General features: G+C 40.9%; 18 protein-coding genes. 9 read left to right on the top strand and 9 right to left on the bottom strand.

Annotation, left to right across the window (positions count from 1 at the left end; all coding sequences use genetic code 11):
- Positions 1-62: 62 nt before the first annotated feature.
- The 3 genes from V7K32_RS15085 to V7K32_RS15075 all read left to right on the top strand — a co-directional run bounded on the left by V7K32_RS15085 (position 63) and on the right by V7K32_RS15075 (position 3293).
- Positions 63-905, top strand: coding sequence for a tetratricopeptide repeat protein (locus V7K32_RS15085; protein ID WP_334994508.1), 843 nt, complete (start codon positions 63-65; stop codon positions 903-905).
- 702 nt (positions 906-1607) lie between these two features.
- Complete coding sequence (locus tag V7K32_RS15080; RefSeq protein ID WP_334994506.1) at positions 1608-1844, top strand: hypothetical protein; 237 nt, start codon at positions 1608-1610, stop codon at positions 1842-1844.
- 666 nt (positions 1845-2510) lie between these two features.
- On the top strand, positions 2511-3293 hold the full coding sequence (locus V7K32_RS15075; RefSeq protein WP_334994504.1) for a hypothetical protein: 783 nt from the start codon (positions 2511-2513) through the stop codon (positions 3291-3293).
- A 414-nt stretch (positions 3294-3707) separates the two neighbouring features.
- On the opposite strand, the gene V7K32_RS15070 is transcribed toward V7K32_RS15075, so the two are convergent.
- Together V7K32_RS15070 and V7K32_RS15065 are read right to left on the bottom strand one after the other, a co-directional pair.
- Positions 3708-5276 carry a sodium:solute symporter family transporter gene (locus V7K32_RS15070; RefSeq protein ID WP_334994502.1) on the bottom strand — a complete coding sequence of 523 codons (1569 nt, stop codon included), beginning with the start codon at positions 5274-5276 and terminating at the stop codon, positions 3708-3710.
- Between the two features lie 227 nt (positions 5277-5503).
- Positions 5504-5779, bottom strand: a complete 276-nt coding sequence (locus tag V7K32_RS15065; RefSeq protein ID WP_334994500.1) for a DUF485 domain-containing protein — start codon at positions 5777-5779, stop codon at positions 5504-5506.
- 658 nt (positions 5780-6437) lie between these two features.
- Here V7K32_RS15065 and V7K32_RS15060 point away from each other — a divergent pair.
- Complete coding sequence (locus V7K32_RS15060) at positions 6438-6911, top strand: hypothetical protein (RefSeq protein ID WP_334994498.1); 474 nt, start codon at positions 6438-6440, stop codon at positions 6909-6911.
- Positions 6912-7196: 285 nt separating this feature from the next.
- Here V7K32_RS15060 and V7K32_RS15055 read toward each other — a convergent pair whose 3' ends face one another.
- From V7K32_RS15055 to V7K32_RS15040, 4 genes are all read right to left on the bottom strand, one after another.
- Positions 7197-8588: a hypothetical protein gene (locus V7K32_RS15055; protein WP_334994496.1), complete on the bottom strand. Its 1392-nt coding sequence runs from the start codon at positions 8586-8588 to the stop codon at positions 7197-7199.
- Between the two features lie 295 nt (positions 8589-8883).
- Entirely contained in the window at positions 8884-10554 is a 1671-nt protein-coding gene (locus V7K32_RS15050; RefSeq protein WP_334994494.1) for a phosphatidylglycerol lysyltransferase domain-containing protein, read from the bottom strand.
- Positions 10555-10739: 185 nt separating this feature from the next.
- A complete protein-coding gene (locus V7K32_RS15045; protein WP_334994492.1) occupies positions 10740-11648 on the bottom strand; it encodes an alpha/beta hydrolase in 909 nt (302 codons plus the stop codon).
- A 137-nt stretch (positions 11649-11785) separates the two neighbouring features.
- Positions 11786-12763 carry an alpha/beta hydrolase gene (locus V7K32_RS15040; protein ID WP_334994490.1) on the bottom strand — a complete coding sequence of 326 codons (978 nt, stop codon included), beginning with the start codon at positions 12761-12763 and terminating at the stop codon, positions 11786-11788.
- A 128-nt stretch (positions 12764-12891) separates the two neighbouring features.
- Here V7K32_RS15040 and V7K32_RS15035 point away from each other — a divergent pair, with 128 nt between their 5' ends.
- Positions 12892-13824 carry a lysylphosphatidylglycerol synthase domain-containing protein gene (locus V7K32_RS15035; RefSeq protein WP_334994526.1) on the top strand — a complete coding sequence of 311 codons (933 nt, stop codon included), beginning with the start codon at positions 12892-12894 and terminating at the stop codon, positions 13822-13824.
- A 296-nt stretch (positions 13825-14120) separates the two neighbouring features.
- Here V7K32_RS15035 and V7K32_RS15030 read toward each other — a convergent pair whose 3' ends face one another.
- Both V7K32_RS15030 and V7K32_RS15025 read right to left on the bottom strand, forming a co-directional pair.
- Positions 14121-14360 carry a hypothetical protein gene (locus tag V7K32_RS15030; protein WP_334994486.1) on the bottom strand — a complete coding sequence of 80 codons (240 nt, stop codon included), beginning with the start codon at positions 14358-14360 and terminating at the stop codon, positions 14121-14123.
- Positions 14361-14982: 622 nt separating this feature from the next.
- Complete coding sequence (locus tag V7K32_RS15025) at positions 14983-16287, bottom strand: CCA tRNA nucleotidyltransferase (protein WP_334994484.1); 1305 nt, start codon at positions 16285-16287, stop codon at positions 14983-14985.
- Positions 16288-16373: 86 nt separating this feature from the next.
- Between V7K32_RS15025 and V7K32_RS15020 the strand changes: the two genes are divergently transcribed.
- The 3 genes from V7K32_RS15020 (at position 16374) to V7K32_RS15010 (ending at position 19147) form a co-directional block, all read left to right on the top strand.
- The gene (locus V7K32_RS15020) at positions 16374-16622 is read left to right on the top strand and encodes a Ycf34 family protein (RefSeq protein ID WP_196523277.1); all 249 of its coding nucleotides are present in this window, start codon (positions 16374-16376) and stop codon (positions 16620-16622) included.
- A gap of 316 nt (positions 16623-16938) precedes the next feature.
- A complete protein-coding gene (tsaB, locus tag V7K32_RS15015) occupies positions 16939-17598 on the top strand; it encodes a tRNA (adenosine(37)-N6)-threonylcarbamoyltransferase complex dimerization subunit type 1 TsaB (RefSeq protein WP_334994482.1) in 660 nt (219 codons plus the stop codon).
- 130 nt (positions 17599-17728) lie between these two features.
- A complete protein-coding gene (locus tag V7K32_RS15010; RefSeq protein WP_334994480.1) occupies positions 17729-19147 on the top strand; it encodes a DUF3370 domain-containing protein in 1419 nt (472 codons plus the stop codon).
- 53 nt (positions 19148-19200) lie between these two features.
- On the opposite strand, the gene V7K32_RS15005 is transcribed toward V7K32_RS15010, so the two are convergent.
- Positions 19201-20118 carry an AEC family transporter gene (locus V7K32_RS15005; protein WP_334994524.1) on the bottom strand — a complete coding sequence of 306 codons (918 nt, stop codon included), beginning with the start codon at positions 20116-20118 and terminating at the stop codon, positions 19201-19203.
- 102 nt (positions 20119-20220) lie between these two features.
- Here V7K32_RS15005 and V7K32_RS15000 point away from each other — a divergent pair, with 102 nt between their 5' ends.
- Positions 20221-21024, top strand: a complete 804-nt coding sequence (locus V7K32_RS15000; protein WP_334994479.1) for a M15 family metallopeptidase — start codon at positions 20221-20223, stop codon at positions 21022-21024.
- Positions 21025-21048: the final 24 nt, after the last annotated feature.

Raw genomic sequence — 21048 nt, 5'->3', positions numbered from 1 at the left:
AAAAAGTTAAAATCTAGATGGTACTAATTGCGTTCAGGTGTTATGGCAGTTTATATTAAATTATGAGACGGCGTTTATTTAAACAAAAGCGAACAAGGGTAAATCAAGTATTTACCCTAGCTATTTTTACTACATTGACAGCAATTAGCAGTGTTTCTTGTAGTAAGAATGACAATGTTTTGGTAACAGAAATAGGAGTCAGTCAACCTAGCCGTCGTTCAGTTACAGCATCCATTGGTGGGCAATTTTATCTTCAGGGAAAGAATCAGCATTTAAACGGCGATTTACAAGCTGCGATCGCTTCATATACTAAGGCAATTGAGCAAAATTCTCAATATGACGCTGCCTACAACGGGCGGGGATTAGCCTACTTTGATTCGGGAGACAAAGAAAAAGCGATCGCAGATTACAATCAAGCACTTCGCATCAACCCTAACGACGCCGAAGTCTACAATAACCTGGGGAATGCCCGCGCCTCACTAGGAAATAACAGAGAAGCAGTGAAAGATTACAGTGAAGCGATTCGCCTGAACCCTAACTATGCCGAAGCCTACAATAACCGGGGAAATGCCCACGCCACCTTGGGACAAAAAAGAGAGGCGCTAGATGATTTTGACCAAGCGATTCTCCTCAACCCCAAATATGCGATCGCTTATAATAACCGAGGAAATGCCCGTTCTGCCAATGGAGAGCCACAGGGTGTGATCGAAGATTACAATCAAGCCATTCGCCTCAACCCTAATTTTGCCCCTGCTTACAATAACCGGGGAAATGCCCGCGCCACCAATGGAGACAAGCAGGGAGCGCTGAAGGACTTACAACAAGCAGCAAACATTTTTCAAAGTCAAGGTAACAATGATTTATATGAACAAGCGATGAAAAACATCAAAGAACTTGGACAGTAGCCAAAAGCAGGGTTTTAGTTAAAGGCGAACAGTCCGGCGAGTTATACCAAATTGCATTCAAAAACTTCACCTCACCTCCAACCCCAGGGCAAACGCATCTAAATTACTCTTGATCACAACCATGATTAAGAAGCAACGAAAAAATAAGGATTTCTCGTTTGATTTACTTTCCGAGACTCGGTGCGATCGCTAAAATCTTTGTCAATAAGAAGGATTAATGAGATAATTTTCGAGTCTATTGATAATACATGAGCCTTATTGACATGATGCGGTCGCCCTGCCTCCAACCCCTCTCCAAAGCATCGGAGAGGGGAGGCGATTACGTTAGCAATTGGCGGGGTGAGGTTATTTATAATATTCGAGTAAGTAAGTGGGCGCAAATAATCATCACTGGCTCGTAGTTGCGCTAAAGCGCAAGAGGGCGCAACTACGAGCCAAATATAGAGATTTTACTTTTCGTTACATAGTTTGGTTTTATCTTACCTACCTACTTAAAAGTAAATTACTTATGTCCCTTTTACGTAATGTAATATTTGCTAAAGTGGGCAGTAATAATGCTAGTTTGTAAAACAATAGTGAATCTCCAAAATAAATTAAGCAACGAATCATTTAAAAGCGTTGTTTAAGTTTTTCAACTCAGAAATAAGCTTGTGTATTTAGAGATTCTTTCCGGTTAATAGTAATTAAATTGAGGTGAAACAGATGGAAAATAGAAAACTAGATAATCTAGATAACGAACTAATTAGTTTTGATTTAAGTCCAGAAGACATGGAGGCAATCAAAGGTGGTACAAGCGTGCCAGTAGATACCTCGAATGGTAGTAAATGTCCATCTCCTGCGAAGCAGCACCCTTTTGGAATTCTAATCGTTGCAGTACCACCCAAGCCCCATTTTCCAATTAGAATAGTTGCAGTACCATCCAAAAGCAAAGACGATTAATCATTTAATTGAAACATTAAGTTTAAGAAGATGTTTGAAAAGTCTAATGATTTTTTATTAGTCGGCGCTCAGACTTCGTTTGTCTAGTAGCAAATTATATGAGACTGTTGGTCAATTCACTCTCTTGTTACCACACCCCTAAAATATTGATTCTGCGTTGTTTTCCAGCCCTGCAATAAATTGCGGGCTAATAGCTAAAGTGCGTTGAAACGCACTAAAATTCAAGAAATTAATATGGATTGCAATACTGCGTAGGTTTTGCCTAAAAAATTACTTTAGTGTAGGTTGGGTTGAGGAACAAAACCCAATATTTTCAGGGCTTTGTTGGGTAATACTTAAGTTAAACCCAACCTACAAATTTTCAAAACCTACGTAGTATTGATATGGATTGGGGTTGATGGGTTAAACTCCCTATCAATTGCTAACAGTCTCATTATATTTGCCCAAGACTTTTTAAATATCCTCTAAGGTTTGTATCTACACCTATGCTTTTATAAGTTACGCAAAAGTACACGCCGTAGGGGCAATTCATGAATTGCCCCTACGTGAAAATAAGGGTTTCGGCTCTTGTTTGCGTAAGTCCTAGTTTTAAGAGTTATGTGGTACTAATAATTATCCAATTAAGGGTAGTAATTATACTAAATATAGTTTTTTGAGATAAAATATATGAACAATGTTAGTGAGTTGGCGCTCAATTATTTACAACGTTATAACTGCCAGATTTTTGAAGATTATCAAAGTGTTTTGAGACAGGCTTGCGAAATTCATCCACCACCACACGGTATGGCATGGTACGGTAATTCCTATCGTCAGTTTGCTCGTAATGCTGAGTGGTTCTCTAATTCCCTGATTACTAACGTCGCTGAAGAAGGAACTGGTTCTAAACAAGTTTGGCAATTCTCAGAGCGGATCGAAAATCAGGAGTTTGCCCAGTTGGTGAGAAATCACTCGATTGATGAGTCGCGCCACTCACTAATGTTTGTGGCACTATTGAATATTATTTTTCCCACAAAAATAGAAGCAGATTTCCGTACAGAGTTGAAAGCCTTTTCTCCGCAATACTATCACCACAACCATCCGCCCCTAGTTCCCATTTCTTCAGCTCAGATAATGGATGATTTGTTGGTGATGGATGAGATTATCCAAATCAATCTCTTAGAAATTCGGGCATTGATCCTACAATTATTATTGCGTCCAGTACTGCAAGCTTATGCCACACCTAATAACTTAGCAAAAGTAACTCGAATGTCTGATTTATTGATTTTCGATGAAACTAAGCATATTGAGTACTCTGGTTACTGCATTGGTAAGTACATGGAGCAAGGTGATAAATCTTGGGTGCGGGAAATGATGATTTACCGTCAAAAGACTGTTAATGAAATGTTTTTAGAAGATTTGGAATTAGCGGATTCTGTTGGCACTACTATTTTACGGACAGAAAATCGCTAGTCTGCTTGATTGCTTCTTATACCCGAAGAACCCCAAAGAGCCAAAGCTATGCTTTGTCTCCCCTCCCGAAAAGCGGGGAAGGGATTAAGGGGAGCCAGTGCGGTCTTGGGGTCTCCCCAAGTGGAGCATCTGGCGTGTGCGGTCTAATGACTGTGGTTAGCATAACTATTTATGCGGACATGATATAAGTAAGCGCAAATAATCATCACTGGCTCGTAGTTGCGCTTTAGCGCTAAAACGCAACTACGAGCCAAACACAGAGATGTTACTTTTAGTTACATAGTTTGGTTTTATCTTGCCTACCTACTTACGCAAACTAGGGAAAAATTGAGTTTTTTAATCCACAAAGGTGGGTTTCGCCTGTGTAGACGCGGTTTATAACCGCCCTTTTAGCTATTTTGTCGGTTAAGAAAATCACATCTGAGAACCAATGTGGATGCGATCCTCAACTTCGGCAAATTTTTCTAGTGCCTGCTGTTCAGTACTCAATAGTGAAACGACGATCGCTACAATAAACGCTAGGGGAATAGTAACTAATCCAGGATTTTTTAGTGGGAAGGGTGCAGAAGCGTGCTTGAGAATCGTTATTTGAATAGTAGGTGATAAATAAATTAGCACCAAAGAGGAGATAGTACCTACTAACATACTTGCAACCGCACCGTTAGTAGTGAAGCGTCGCCAAAGCATGGATAAGAGCAATGCTGGGAAGTTTGCACTAGCAGCGATCGCAAATGCTAAACCTACCATATAAGCTACATTTTGCCCTTTAAACAAGATGCCCAAAAATATCGCCACTAACCCCAAAAGCATTGTTGCACCGCGAGCCACCTTTAGCTGTTCTGACTCGTCAGCATGACCCGATCGCACCACGTTTACCCACAAATCGTGGGACAATGCAGCTGCACCTGAGAGTGTCAAGCCAGCAACAACCGCCAAAATAGTTGCAAAGGAAACAGCAGCAATAAAGCCTAAGAAAGCATCACCACCGAGAAATTCTGCCAACATCGGCGCAGCCATATTCCCACCAGTACCAATTTTCTCGATGGCATCTTTACCTACCAACACCATCGCTCCAAAGCCCAGGATGAAGGTAAGGAGATAAAAAACACCAATAATAGCTGTAGCGTAAGTAACAGAGACCCGCGCTGCTTTGGCATCGGGTACTGTGTAAAAACGCATCAGGATGTGGGGTAATCCAGCAGTGCCGAACATCAACGATATCCCTAAAGAGATAGCATCCAAGGGGTTAGAAACCAGTTTGCCCGGAGCTAATACACCTGTATATTTCTCAGATGCAGCAGCGAAAAGAGCGATCGGGTTAAAGCCAAATCGTGCTAGTACCAAGATAGCTAGTAAGATCGTTCCGCCAAGCAACAGAACTGCTTTGATAATTTGTACCCAAGTGGTAGCAATCATCCCGCCAAAAATCACATAAGCCATCATCACGCAACCGACGATCACCACAGCTAATTCATAATCAAAGCCAAACAATAGTTTGATTAGCTCCCCAGCACCTACCATTTGGGCAATTAAGTAAAAGCTAATCACTACGAGCGTTCCAATCGCCGAGGCTATCCGTACAGGTTTTTGCTTTAAGCGATAAGCCACTACATCCGCAAAGGTGTATTTACCTAAATTTCGTAGTGGTTCGGCAATTAGAAACATGACAATCGGCCAGCCCACCAAGAAGCCGATAGAATAAATTAAGCCGTCAAAGCCGTTGAGTGCCACCAGTCCAGTGATACCTAAAAAGCTAGCTGCACTCATGAAGTCTCCTGCTAGGGCTAGCCCATTTTGGAAACCGCTAATATTACCGCCAGCTGTGTAGAACTGTGCCGTATTTTTGGTCAGTTTTGCCGCCCAATAGGTAATCCCTAGAGAACTGGCAACAAACAGAAAAAAGAAAGCGATCGCTAACGGGTTAAACTTACCAAGACTAGTAATATCCGCCGCCAGTGGCAGATTGAACCACACACTATTCATGCTTTTTTTGGTTTAGTATTTTGGATTTTGAACTAGAATTTGCTAATAGCCATTGGGCATTGGGCATTGGGCATTGGGCATTGGGCATTGGGCATTGGGCATTGGTCAATAATCAATAGTTCTTCTTCCCCTGCCTCCCCTGCCTCCCCTGCCTCCCCTGCCTCCCCTGCCTCCCCTGCCTCCCCTGCCTCCCCTGCCTCCCCTGCCTCCCCTGGTCCCTAATCCCCTCACTTACGTGTTAGCCTTGCTATTTGGTCGTCGTAACTGTTATTTGCCCAACGCACGTAGATAAAAATTAATACCCATGCTGAGACAATTACCAGCGCTCCTAGTAAAATTCCCAGGCTGAGACCAGGAAATACTAATGACCCCAGTAGGGGCTTATTGAACGCGATTAATAGGATAAAGCCAAAGTAAATAAACATCATGGCTCCACTGAGAATCAGGGATACCCGCCAACGTTCAGCTGCGAGAGCCTGGAGAGCCTTTGTGCGATCGTTCATGTCTTCCTTTAGGTTGAGAAGATTAGGTCAGATTGTCTCATTGAACCTGATTTCTGCGTAATTTTCTTAAAGATTATTAGTAAATCTATTGCCATATCAAGTAATAAAACTAACTTTGCCAAGTAATATACAACTGATTTTTTATTAACTCAGACACATTTCATGACTAACTAAAGGCAAATAACAAGTTAAATAACAGCAAATGACAGGCTTATTAATCTCACTCCAATTAGACAACAGTCTCGTTGTTAGTCTTTTAGCCAAAATGAGCGTAAGAGTTTTTGGTCTTTTAGCATTCTTCATCAAAACTTTATTAAAGTTATTTTTGATTTATGTGTATTATTTAAAAGTCAGTTTTGAGATAAATTGCAATTAAATATCAGAGTTTTAACTTCGATATATAGTTGGTAGCTTTGCTAATTTTAAAAATTGCTTCCAGGTGCAGTTTATCAATTTAGCTAGCTACTAATTGGTGAAAATTAAGGCTGACTAACGCTCTTTAATCAATCTGGCTAAAGGAAATAAACCCCCTTTTTATCCACAGGATAAACGCATCTTAAATTAGGTCAAAAAATCTTGTATTTGACCAAATCTTTTTGTGTTTAAATTCTAATACTACCAGTTCTTTGCTAACCTTTTATCACACAGGATCTTTATCATGATTTGTCAAAATCTTGCGCTTAAAGCAGTAATCACTGCATCAGTAGTAGGTTCCCTTCTAAGTACTCTTTCTGTTCGTCCGGTTATGGCTGACAAGGTGAGCAATAGTTGTAATAACGCAACTATACAAGGTGCCTATGGATTGCAGGATATAGGTTCTCGAAAAACTAAAAACGGAACTGTAGATTACACAGCAGTTAGAACAGCAAAGTTTGATGGCAATGGTAACCATCAAGGCAAAGGCATTAGCAGTATTGATGGAGTCATAAAAGCCTACACAATTACTGCAACTTACAAAGTTGCGACGGATTGCAGTTTTGAACTTAAGGGTACTCAAACTTTTGAGGATGGAACCTCTACACCTTATAGTCAGTTCGGTGTTGTTATTCGAGGTGGTAAAGAGATTATCGAGTTACAAACAATTAGTGGTAGAAATCAACCTGGACGCTACCAGAGAATAGAGAACTACTAATCTTAAGGCAAATTAATTTTCAAAGCAGTGAGATTTTTTCTTAGGTGCTAAAAATTAGGGGTATAAATTAGCGATTTAATAGTGCGTAGGCATCGCCCAATACTGCTCGGTTAACAAGATTTGTGGGTTGGGTTTAACTTTAGTGTTACCCAACAAATCCCTGAAAATGTTGGGTTTCGTTCCTCAAGCCAACCTACATATTTTTCTTTTTTGGGCTTAACCGAAACGTATTGGGGGTTCTACTGGTTGGATTCTCACAAATCAAATAAGATTTGTATATACAATCTAATTGTCTACACCAACACAAATAAGTTTGCTGTAATATTCAGTTTTGGCATATATGCTGATAATACTATCACCAACTGCAAAAAAAGTACCTTGTTGCTCATCTTTAGAAAATTGCAAATTGGGATATTTAGCAGCAGCTTCTTCGGTAGTCATGGCTTTTGCTTCCATTTTATTTGGCAATACCCCAGTACAACCAATGTAAAATACTAAGGGAGATATCTTATATTGGTAGATATTTTCTGCATATTGTTCTAGCTTGTTATTTGCCGTCGTTAAAGCTGCAACCATTTCCTCTTTGCTTATCTGCTTACCAGCTTGCTTTTCCTGCAATAACTGTGCCAAACTATCAGCTCCAACTTTCTTAAGAATACCTCCAACAATGCCATTTTGCTCAAGCCCAAGAAAATCATCAAAAATTGGTTTCATCAACTCGTCAACTTTTGTAATCTTGGTGCGTGATGATAGTAGTCTGTGCCGAACTGCGAGATTTTCATTCAATGCGATCGCAAAAGTAGGCTTGATGATAATTTCTCCAGTTATCTTATCATAAAGACGATACATTCTATTCAAAAATTTGTTAGCAGAATGAAACTTACTGAGGTTAAGAATATCTTGACTACCGATATCAATTTTATAACTCACTCTTGAGTCAAGAGTACCATTAACTAGCGCTTCATGGATATCTGCGTATTCATTAGTTGTAGGAAAGTTGATGTAAACATTTTTAGACAGATAGTGCTTTTTAAACTCATCTAACTGTCCTGCTACAAATACATCTGACTCATTTCTTAAGTGAGCAGAAATAATACTAGTAAGTACTTTAATTTCTGCGAGTTCATTGAATAGTCCATCAATGCTGGTGTAATGACTATTTGCAGCTACAAGCGACAAGTTATCTAACTCAATGGTATGTTCAGCACGAAAGTCAAAATCTTCTGCATCCAACACACCCTTTTCTTTTAGCAAGTAAAAGGCTTTTTTACTGCTGATTTTGACTTGTAAAGACTTGACGTTTATTTTACCGTCACTGACAATTGTGTAATTATTAAAGCTATTGAGGTCATTTACTAGCAAACCTGCTACCTCAATAGTCGGGGTTTGGTCTTCAACTTTGGCAAGTTTGACTTTGTGTTTGATAAGCATGTTGATAGTAGCAGTATTACGATTAAACTGAAACTCGCCCATACCAACATACTCAGCATTATCTATATTTTCTGTTCGCAACCAAGGCTGAAGCAGTTCCCCATTTTGGTTTCTCACACCTTTAACGCGCTTGATACCTGTTCTTTGATAATCTTCTTGCAGGTGCTTGATATTGACGATAATATTGTTGCGATATTGGGCAAAAATTTGGATTAGTTCTACCAGAGAAATTTTATTATTCGTCATATTGCTACCTTCTATATAAAGGTCAAGAATCTTTTCCAGCCTGTTAAACGGGAGCATCCCAAATTTCCCATTCCCTTGATAGCCCTCATCCCATTATTTGGGATTCGGGGAACTAGAATTATGTCTCCCCTCTCCCATATGACGGGAAAGGGGCTGGGGGTGAGGGATTTTATAGTACAATTGTACCATAAAATCCCAAATTGTGTAGGCATCGCCCGTGATAGTAGTCTGTCAATAAATTGATGGTAAGTAAGTTCGTAGTAAGGACTTTAGTCCTTATTTTTTCAGTCCAGATTTAGGCTCCGGGTTTGAAATAATCGAAGAGGCGATCGCCTGAATCTGCGCGAATTAATGCTACAACTACATCTGGTAAGGCAGCTAAACTGGGGTAAACTAAATAACGTGGTTCCCAACGGGGGCGGAACTTCTCTCTGTAGGCGTGCAGTCCCTTGAAATTGTAGAAGCGATTCAAATGCCCGTATAGGTAGTGCAATACTTTCTCCAAGCGGCGTGATTCTGGGTTCTCTCCAACTCCCGCAAGGGCAGAAAGACCGAAATTAAAGCTGTCGTAGCCACCCTCTTTAAAATGTTGAAGCAGGGAAATAAATAGAAAGTCCATTGTGCCATTTTCGATGGACGCGCGATGTCGCATCATGTCAATAGTGGCTTCGTTGAGTTGGTACTCTCGAAGAATGTTGGTAAAGGCGCTGATGTTACCTTCGGGATTATGCACCACAGCAATCTCACACTCTCGCAGGTAAGCTTCGTCAAACCAACCCAAAGAAAAGTGTTTTTCCGAACCTTGTACCATCTTCAGCCATTCATCACTTACAGATTTGAGTTGGTGCAATAAATCATTGGCGATGGGTGGTTGGTAAAACTCGATTTGGTATCCTAGCTTAGTTAAACGACTGATTGATGGTCTAAAGTTTTTACCGGCTTTACCTTGTAATGTAAAACTTTTCAGGTCAACGATCGCTTCTTCTCCAATCTTGAGTACCTTAAACCCCAATGACTTGTAAAGTTCAACATTATCGGGCAAAGTTTGATAAAAACCAGGATACCAGTCATTGCGCTGGCAAAACTGCCAGAAAGCAACAATTGTCTCTTTGCGGTCTTCAATGGGGCCGATGGGATCTCCTAATGCGATCGCACCCCGTCCCTTGGGGACATAAGCAATTAAACTATTACCCGAAGGACTGAAATAATAACTTTTATCATTTAAGAGTGTGAACGCTGCTAAAGAAGAACATCCATATTCCTCAACAATTTCTTTAGCTCTTTTTCGCTCATTTGGCGTTACTAGATTCCGCCAAAACACAGGTTGCAACAGCATTACCATTGCATACGTAATAGTAACTGCGGCAATAACATATATCGAATTAGCAAAAAATTCTCCAAATTTGCTTTTTGGTTGCAGTCCCCAATTATCCTCAGTAAAGAACATCGCCAAAGTCTGAACTATCGCTTCACGCCAATTAAAGTTCTCTGAAAACTTGCCGTCTAATAAGTAAAATCCAATGGTTCCGTATGCCAGGGTAAACAAGAAAGCGCCTATCAGCGCTCGAACTCCCCGCGCAATCGAAGGACGGTCTGATTGCGCCGTGAAATAATGGCGTATCAAGATTAATTGCACCAGCAAAACTCCAGAGAGTAGACTTTCTTCATAGTCCAATCCCTTCAGCAAATGGCTGAAAATGGAAATCACTAGTAAACCAATGGTAAGTAACCAGGCTATTCTTTTTCGACGTAATAAATTAGTCGCAAGTGCTAGTAATACAAACCCAGTCAGGGCTGCAAATATATGACCACTAGCCCGGATTTCAAATGGTAAAAATTCCTTCAACCAGTGATTTCGACCATATAGGTTAGGTGTCACTGCTGATAACAAATTTACTACTCCGACTAAACCTGTAAGTAAAGCTGCACTCCAAAGTCCAATCTGAGTTTTTAAATTATTAGTCATTACTCTAAAAGTATTAATTAGGAGTTAGTAGTTATAAGTTAGGAGTTTTGGCTCTCCCACTCTCTTTATATACTAAAATAATTAACAAAGCTATTTTATAGGCTGTGTTAATTATAGGGATTAAGTTTTAAATTTTAGTCATAACATCCTAATTTTAATTCCGTTCAAATTTTAACTCCTAACTCTTAACTTTTAACTCCTAATTTTTTAAACTGTTCCCCTACATAGGAGAGCGAATCTTTAAGATGCTTGTGGAAGTAATTCCAGCCTATATCAGCACCAGACAAACCATGACCTCCGGGAAACGCATAAAATACGTGAGGAATGGCTAATTTATTTAAGGTTTCGTTGAAATCTTTGGTAGAAGACAATAAATTAGTATCGTTCAAACCCGCATCTATGTAAACACGCAATCGCTTCCTATCTTCAATTGGTAGCTGTTGCACGATTTGTTGGGGGCTATTTTGCGAGCCGCTATTATCGGTAAAATAACCGCTATGACTAAATAGAATCTGGAAGTTGTTGAGATGGCGCAACCCGATATTAAAAGCCCCCCATCCTCCAGAAGAAAGACCGCCCAACGCCCAAAATTGGGGTTCTTCTAAAGTGCGGTAGCGTGACTTGACAATTTGCACTAGTTCTGAACCAATTAAAGTCCCCACTTTGCCATTTGGCCCATCAAAATAATCGGGGTCGTATAAAGGACTCGAACCCCGATTATCATTACCATCAGGTGTAATTACAATCGATGGGGGTAATTTTTTACTTTGATAAAGTTTATGCAATACATCTAAGAGTGCATATTTATCAGCATAAGCACGGGCATCATCATGACCACCGTGTAGTAAGAATATCACTGGATAGCGCTTTTGCTGATTTTTATTATAATTAGGCGGCAAAATCACGCCATAGTTGCGGACTGCACCCATCGCTTGGGAGTTGAAGGTTGCTAATTGAAACTTTAGCCCACTATTTGCCTCTTTTTGAGGTGGATCTAGTTGTGGCGCACCTAAGATGAATACATAATAATAACCAGCAGTAGTCACGAGTGCGATCGCTCCTACCAAAGTAATTAAAAATTTAGAAATCTTCATATCACTTTAATGTGTAAAAAATTACCTCCATTGGAACTTACTATAGTTAATCTACTGAAAAAGTGCATCTGAGTTTTCCACATTGATGTTTAAATATCAACAGATTTCTAAAATGGGATGATTTTTACTGGGAATTGCTAATGATTTCGACGATTTTTATTCTGATTCACACCTAAGTTATCAGCCCTATGTGCTATTTCAGCAACTCGAAATTGTTCACCCACAAATGTTAAAGAATCGGATAAATGTTCCCGCCAGTATTTCCAAGTGTGACTACCCGGAAACTGACGAAACAAATTATAAACTTTTAGCTTGTTTAGGACTTTACTAAAGTTTTGAGCTTCGTTGATTTCTTCAATATCTGATATACCAGAATCTAGATAAATTCGCAATTTTTTTTGAGATCGTAAAGGAATGGTTTTGATATAAGTTATTGGGCTATTGATTGGGCCGCTTTTATCATGAAAATAACCGCTATGACTAAATAAAATCGAGAAATGATCTAGATTGTGTAATCCCACATTCATTGCTCCCCAACCACCAGAAGATAAACCACCCATCGCCCAAAAATCTGGATTGTTTAGTGTCCGATAACGACTTTGCACAACTTTTACCAACTCATCCCCCACGGCTGTAGAGACTTTACCGTTAGCGCCATCAATATATTCGGGATCTCGGTAGGGGCTAGAGCCACGTTTGTCGTTGCCGTCTGGTGTGATAATGATACTGGGTGGCAATTTCCCTTTAGTATAAAGTTTTTCCACAGTTTTAAGAGCTTGTCCCTTACTCTGAATAAACCAATCAGCAGGATTGCCATGTCCACCGTGGAGGAGAAATATTACAGGATAGCTTTGTTTGGGGTTTTGTTCATAACCAGGGGGTAAAGAAACGCCGTAGGTGCGACTTGCGCCCATTACTTGACTATTGTAGGTTTCAATTTTGTAGGTTAGCAAAGTAGCTGAGTCGCTAATATTGGAGTGGGTTGGAACAACGGAAGGCTTTGTTTGCAAATCTTGTTGTTGTGGTGGTTTTGCTACGGTACTTTGGGAGAAATTACAGCCAACGAGAGTTAATGCTGAAATTAGCAAGAGAATTTTAGATTGTTTGTACTTCATCTATTAGGTTAGCCGATGTTTGCCTACAAAAGTTTATGCCAATAATATGTCAATGCTGTGTCAACAGGATGGAAACTTTACGACTGGTTGTAAATTAAAAGTCAAGGGTTAGGATAAGTTTCTTGATGATGCTTAAAAAGCTGCGACTCAATTTTAGTTCTTTGTTTGGCTTGTTGCTGCTGGTGCTTTGCCTGTGGGCGATCGCTAACCAATTGCATGAGTATAATTATCGTGATATCCTCAAGGCTCTAGCAGCAATTCCCAAAAGTCGCTTAAGCTGGGCAATTTGGCTAACAGCGTTGGGTTATCTCGTGATGATTGGGTATGATATCTTAGGTTTTAGCTACATTAATCGTTGTTTAAGTTGGAACAAGATTGCTCTAACCAGCTTTATTAGCTCTGCGTTTAGTAATACTATAGGTTTTGCCTTGCTAACTGGTAGTGCTATCCGTTATCGATTTTATGCTAATTGGGGAGTTTCAGCAGTTGCGATCGCACAAGTAATTGCTTTTGCCAATTTTACTTTTTGGTTGGGGATGTTTGCCGTTGCAGGTTTCTTGTTTATTATCAACCCACTCAAAATTCCTACTCAAATCCATTTACCTTTTGCCACCGTGCGTCCCATCGGCGTGATTTTTCTGCTATTAGTTGCAGCTTATTTACTAGGAAGTATTTTTATTAAACAACCATTAATAATTCGTGGACAAGAATTTCGATTTCCTTCTTTTAACATATCTTTGGTTCAAATAGCAATTTCTAGTTTTGACTGGATTCTTGCAGCAGCAGTTCTTTATGCTTTACTTCCTAGCAATATATCTTTGTCATATCTAGACTTTTTAGGCATTTATTTACTAGCGATGTTTGCAGGTGTAGTTAGTAATGTGCCTGGTGGTTTGGGAGTATTTGAAACTATAATTTTGCTGATTCTATCTTCTAAAGTTTCGGCTGCGGCAATTTTGGGTTCAATGTTAGCTTATCGGGGAGTCTATTATTTCTTACCTTTGCTAGTAGCAGCAGGCTTGCTAGGACTTTATGAAATTAGATTTAGAGCCGGGAATTAAAAAATAGACCTCTTGCATGAATCAAAAGCCCTCATCCCCCAACCCCTTCTCCCAATTTTGGGAGAAGGGGAGCAAATTTCAAAGTCCCTCTCCCAAGCTTGGGAGAGGGATTTAGGGTGAGGGGTATTGATCTAAAATTTGCAGAATCAGTAACTACCGTTATTTTTAAATGCGGAATCCTGCGGTGCTATCTTCACATTTTGCAGCAGAAATTCCTAATTTTTGCTAAGACGATCGCTAAACAAAGTTTTATAAATTCTTCTGTTATTTGTTCTCTGTTACCTATTGAGAGGCTGTTAAACTAAGAACCATAAGTAAAATCTCGTATATTTTGGGAAACTTATGGAGCCAGTATCGCTGACAGCAGCTGCGATCGCAACCTTGGTCATCACCAAGGCTATAGGAAAAACCGTAGAGAAGATAACCGAAAGTACTTTAGGCAAGTTTTGTGCAAAGCGTACCATGTTAAAAGTTAGATTTGCGTTAGCGATCGCGGAGCGTCTTGTAGAGAAGGTATCGCCTAGACTAAAATTCATATTGAGTTTAGTAAAAATACCTGATTACTTCTTTAAAAGCAGCTTTTACTTTCTCAAAAGCTGCTTTTAATCTCGCATTTTAGTGTTTTCCGCAAACAAAAGCAGCTTTTACTTTCTCAAAAGCAGCTTTTAATCTCGCATTTTAGTGTTTTCCGCAAGCAAAAGAAGCTTTTAGTTTCTCAAAAGCAGCTTTTACTTTCACATTTTGGTGTTTTCCGCAAGCAAAAGCAGCTTTGACTTTTTCAAACCCCAGTTTGCTTACTCATTTGAGTAATTCACGCATTCATTTTGGTAGATCATTGAGCCGAAAGCTTGCTATGCTACCCCCGGATTTCTTCTAAGGGACTTCCAAATAAAAAAATATCCAATTAACTCCTGTGGGGCGGGCAAGATGCCCACCCTATGGACTGGGCGGGCGAGACGCCCACCCCACAATATTGGATAGTTTATTTCTTGGAGTTTCCTAAGAAACTTCTTGTGCTGTGGGGTTAACGATTAAATTGCAACCAATTTTTTGAGCGGCTTTCTTCTTTTTCTGGAATTGGTATCAAGAGTAATAATGGGCTAAACCTTAGCTATCCGCTAACAGAATTAATTCTGACCAAAAAAGGTGAATTAATATCTAACCTTCAAGTAATTGACGTGCAAGTGCGATCGCTTGTATTGTTGTTGAGACTTTCCCCTCAGCTTGTGCTACACCAATTTCTCTCAATAGTTGGCCGATAATTGGCGAAGCTGGAATATCTAATGCTATAATCAACTCCTTCCCGCTCACTAGTGGAGTGGGATGAGCGACCAGATCATCAGGGTTCAGGTAGCGGTTGATCAAAGGTGCTAAAATTTGGCAGGGTTTTGCTTTGGTTTCCACTGCTGTGTGTAGTGGCTTGTCACCAGACATCGCATCTACCAAAATATCAAGTGCTACAGCTAAGACTGCCGTAGCGGCAAATACAATATCTGCGTCATGGAAGAAAAAGTATTGTTCTCGCAAAGGCATATCAACTACTTGAAGCTGCGGTAACAGTTTCAAGGCAGTGGTTACACCCCGGATTTCGGCGCGACTATAAGTTAGTTCCTGTAATTCTATTTCTGCTAACTCTGGAACTGGGTTGACAAGACAAGCAAGTTTGGCGATACCTAACCAAGTAGTTTTAATACTATCGCGGACATATTCTTGCAGTTGTACCCCTAATTGTTGCCAATTTTGGCTGAGTAAGGCAGCTGCTTCGTCAACTGCTGCTAGTTTTATCAAGCTTTCACGGGTGGCGTTTTTGAAGAAAGGGGCAAGTAAACCATCTTCCCAAGCACTTGTAATCCAAGGAGTTCCCTGAGAATTTGCCAGTAGATAGCCAATTTCTACCCTAACTCGTTCGGCTGCAACTTTGCTGATATGTGATGCCAAAGAACGAATTGCGGCTTGGGTAGCTGGCTCAATAGTAAAACCTAGTTGGGCAGCTTGGCGATAACCTCGCATTAACCGCAAAGGGTCATCTTTTAGGTTCGCGGGTGATACCATTCGCAAAATCCCTTGTTGTAAGTCTAAATAACCTTGCAGAGGATCGATGATTTCTTGCGTATAGGGATTATAAGCGATCGCATTTACTGTAAAATCTCGCCTGTGCAAATCAACTTCTATACTATCTCCTTCTTGTTGGGCAAAGTCAGCTGTGGCGTGAGGGAAAACCACACGCGCAATTTGTCGTTCTGCATCGAGTAACACAAAACCAGCTTTGTAATGATGAGCGATCGCTCTCGCTACCTTTACCGCCTTAGATGGTATAACAAAATCTAGATCCAGATATGCGCGAGTTCTGCCAAGGATGGCATCTCGGACAGCACCACCTACCATGTAAGCTGGTTGTGGCAAGAATTCCAAGCTAAAAGGCCAATTTTCGGGAGCTAGAGTAGAAGGAATCGATTCAAGCATTGTAATAAAAATCAACCCAGCAACTCATGAATAACAGTTGGGCTTACGTTAGATTAACAATAAAGGCCCCTGGAGTTGGTTCTATTATGTGTATTTGCGTGAATTGCCACTATGTAGACAGCTGTTTTACCTATCATGCCGTAGAAGGGCAGCACCAACAGCCTCACTTAACCGAAACACCAAATTTTGATCCGAATGAACCTTCTATCAATGTCAACATTCGGACTAAAGATGATGTAATTGAAATGGAATGGGATGTTGTTGGTTGTCTGAGCTTTAAGCGAGAAACGGGGAAGTGGTCGAAGTTGCGTCCTGGTGAATTAGTGCCTACTTGATTGGTGTATCTTACAGCTATTTTCAGGTAAATAGACCAGGCGGTAGGGACACAGCAATGCTCATTGGTGTCAAATTAAGCTGAAATCTTCTGATTGTATGAGTTTTGCCCTCACCCCCAGCCCCTCTCCCAAAAATGGGAGAGGGGAGCAAATTCTCTAGTTCCGCGAATCCCATTTTTGGGATTCGCGGTTAAGGGATGAGGGTAACTCTGGAACAGCTACTGCGATCGCACAAAGAGTGAACAGGTAAGAACCGCTATGTTATATGCTTGAATAAATCACGTTAACTCTATAAAAATAGATATTTTAAATAACTTTGACAACGGAACTAGAAAACCTTCCAATAAATAAATACGCCTTAGCACTACATACCACCACACCGGAATTAGGTTTGGCAATTAGTAATTTTGCAGGCGATACTCGCTCTCAAATTTGGAATTTGGGGCGTGATTTATCTAGTTTAGTGCATCAATATTTAATTGAATTTATCAAACCGCAAACTTGGGCAGATTTTTCTTTTATCGCAGTTGCAAAAGGCCCTGGCGGCTTTACCGGGACTCGGATTGGCGTTGTCACTGCTCGGACTTTAGGGCAACAGTTAGATATTCCTGTATTTGCGATTTCAACATTGGCTGCGTTAGCTTGGAAAGAAGCAAGCAAAAGTCAAAGTCTAAAAACTATTGCTGTGGAAATGCCAGCACAACGAGGTCAAATTTTTGCTGCTATTTATCAGTTTGAGCCAGATACTTCTAAACTAAAAGTGTGTTTGTCAGATAGAGTATTCACACCAGAAGCATGGCAGGAAACTTTAGCAAATTGGAACACTAATTATCAGTTGATTCAAGCTCAATCTGGTTTAGCAGCGACGGTGACAAGTATTTTAGAACTAGCTAATCTCGATTGGCAAGAAGGTAAGTTTCCTAATTGGTCAGAGGCTTTGCCATATTATGGGCAGCATCCAGTACAGGGTGCGTAATGCTTTTAAACGAGTTAGAAACATAGGACTAGGGCGTGTTAAGCGATCGCATTCTCAGAAATCGGCTTACAGGAACTTGTAGTAATAACTTGTTATCTTTAACACCACAGCTTGATTTACGCTCAAATTTATGCTCTCTCCCTTACCATCATCTGTATTCATATTTGTATTAGGACTTGCGATAACTCAAACCTTTGGATGCACAACTCATAAAGATAATTCAGCGATCGCTCAAACTTCACCTCAGCCAGCACCCCAAGAAATCGTGCAACCAGGAGAAGTTAGACCTCTACCAGGCAAGTTGAATACAATACCCGTTTTTAACAGCAATAGCCCAGAATGGATTAAAACTGAGGGTATTTTACTTTCTACCTTTCCTACAAACGCTAAAAAAGTTCCAGCAGCGCACCTCAATTTTCCTTTGGAGGGACGCTTTGACTTATTCGCCCACCACTACAGCCACACTCCCAAGGATTTACAAACGCTATACCTGGGCGTAATTCTGTATAACCCTGGTAAAAAATCTGTAACAGTGGATGTATTGCAAGCAGCGAGTTATTTGATGCAGGATGCGCCCTTTGTCACCTTATCTCCCTACATAGAAAATAACGATGGTAAGGCTTACTCAGGCCCAGGCGATCGCGCTGTTGGTGATGTACTCCGAGGTGTTCGACAAGCAGATTTTCCGGCAAAGCTGATAATTCCCCCAGGACAAAGCCGGATGTTACTAAATCATCCCATTCCTGTACGAAATCTAGAAAAGCCGGTGAATGGTCGCTCTACCTTTATGCGGCTGCGGAGTAGCGATCGAGTTTATGTGGCAAGTTTAGCGATGTTTGCCAAGAAAAATTCTGATAATACAGAACGCCAACCCACTCTCGTAGAATGGCAAGCTTTACTAAATACCGGGAACTTGGCCGGGCCGCGAGATAAAACCCCAACTCCTCCAAATGCTACCAGTGGCGCACTAATTTATGGACGTGTAGCTGGTGTGTCTAGTGGTTCCCAATGGCAAGCAAAGTTGGTGGATAATCCCCAAAGCGCAAATCTAACTATTCCCCAGCGTGGCAAAGCTATTTCTTATGCTTTAGACACACTGCTCAGTGGTCGATTGGGGACTCAACAAATCCAAACGGCCAAAATGCTGGTACGTTATCCAGATACGGCTTATGAAGCACATGGTAATTATGGGGTGGAATATAAACTTACTTTACCCTTAAGTAACAATACTAACCAAAACCAGACTGTGACTGTTACTTTAGAAACACCTTTAAAGGAAGATAAATTATCCCAAAGTGGTCTGCGTTTCCGTAAACCATCCCTAGATTTTCCTTTCTTCCGTGGTACAGTGCGGCTACGCTATTTCGATGACCAAGGTGAACAAAAGACCCGCTACATACATCTATGGCACAGAACTGGTCAGGTGTTAGAACCGTTGGTGCAGCTTGTACTTCCACCTTCGACTAAGCGGATAGTACAGGTAGATGTGATTTATCCGCCAGATTCGACACCACCGCAAGTGCTGAGTGTAAGAACTTTAGAAAAGTGAGAGAATTTTTCTTGGGGGTTTAAGCGATCGCATCACAGTGCATAAATCTAAAATCAAAATAGCCACAGCCAAACTGGGAGAGTAAGCAGCAATAGTATAACCCCAGCCGCTAAAGCCGTAACTGCCAAATCGCGATCGAGATTGAATGCCTCAGCAATTACCAGTGTGGCAAAAGCTGGAGGCATGGCCATTTGTAAGACAATTACCTTGGCGATCGCCCCAGTTATTCCAAACAGCGGTAAAATACTACCTAAGATCAACGGAACTACCAACATTTTGATTCCCAAGCTCATCCCTACTTGTGGTAAACTACGCCAAGATTTGAGCAGCGCCAGTCGCATTCCAATTAACACCAAAGATAAAGCTACGCTACTCCAAGCAAATTTCTCCAGACAAAATTCCCCGACTGTCGGAATTGTCACCTGTCGAAACAGCAAGCCAAATCCGAAACCCCACAACGCAGGATTAATTAAGATTGCCTTAGCAGTCTGCCAATGATTCTGGACACCACCGCCAAAACGGGCTGCTAGGAACACACCCAAGCCATAAGTTCCTGGGAATGAACCTAACAAATCGTACAATAACGCCCAAGCGAAGTGTTCCTTACCTACCATTGCTAAAGCGATCGGAAAACCAAGATAACCTGTGTTACCTAACATTGCTGCTAATATCAAGCTAGCCTGAGTTGGTGGTAGGGGGACAGTATTTCTAAAATAGGCTTGTGCTTTAATTCCTAACCAAGCTAAAAATGCTCCTAGTAAAATGGCTAGGTAAGCGAAGGCAGGTGCAATCCAAATTTGCCCCGACAAACTAGATTGACGCAAAAACGATACTATGCTGATGGGTACTCCCACCCAAAAAAGAAACTGTCCCAAACGTGTAGGAACTGTCACAGGAAGTTTGCGTCCCAGAATAAAACCTACCAGGACTAATCCACCCAGCTTGACGTATAGTTCTAAAAGGTTTGTCAAGATTGCGCCTAAGAACCACAGATGTAAAATGCTACCTGTTACGTTTACTTTTGTCCAGTGCAAAATCTGTTATGGCTATTCCACAAAAACAGGAGTTTACCCTTGAATAAGGCTGGGTTTTCTGGAAAACCGCAAAACTCATCGAATGACTTTGGTGATGATATTCCAGTGGCTGTACGCGATACCCCTGATGCAACACCTAAATTTTGGTTGCAACCCCGAATTTGGCTTATTGGGGGAGTAACGGGATTTGTCTTGCTGGGTTTAATTGGCGGTTTTTTATTTTTCGCCACTGCACCTAAAAAAACCGCCGATTTTCAACCTTTACCAGTTACTCCTGCTCCGACGACGACAGCAGCATCTAATAATTCTAGCGATATTGTGTTAGGGCATTTTCCATACCCAGAAGCCCCTGAGTCAGAACTAGTAACCATCTTTGCAAATAGGGGCATTAGAATGCGAAAAGCTGCTGCCCAAAAGTTTGAGGAGATGGTAGCAGCAGCGCAAAGTTCAGGTATAATATTATTGCCAATTTCTGGCTTTCGCTCAGTCAAAGACCAAGAGCAGTTGTTTTTTGCTGTCGGCGCCCAACGAAATCAAACCCCAGCAGAACGGGCTGCCCTCAGCGCTCCTCCTGGTCATAGCGAACATCACACAGGTTATGCTGTGGATGTTGGAGACGGATCAGTACCAGCAACTAATCTCCAAACTAACTTTGACCATACCAAGGCTTATCGGTGGCTGCAAGCAAATGCAGCGCGTTTTGGCTTTGAAATGTCATTTCCTAAAGATAATGTTCAAGGTGTGAGTTATGAGCCGTGGCACTGGCGTTTTGTAGGCGATCGCAATAGTTTAGAAATGTTCTACAAAGCCAGAAATTTGAAACCCGCTAAAATAGCTCAATAAAAGTTGATCTAGAGATTACTATAG

The organism is Nostoc sp. (assembly GCF_036917635.1).
In the GTDB taxonomy this organism is placed as follows: domain Bacteria; phylum Cyanobacteriota; class Cyanobacteriia; order Cyanobacteriales; family Nostocaceae; genus Nostoc.
The sequence above is the reverse complement of the archived record's forward strand: the minus strand, read 5'-3'. Positions and strand labels throughout refer to the sequence as shown.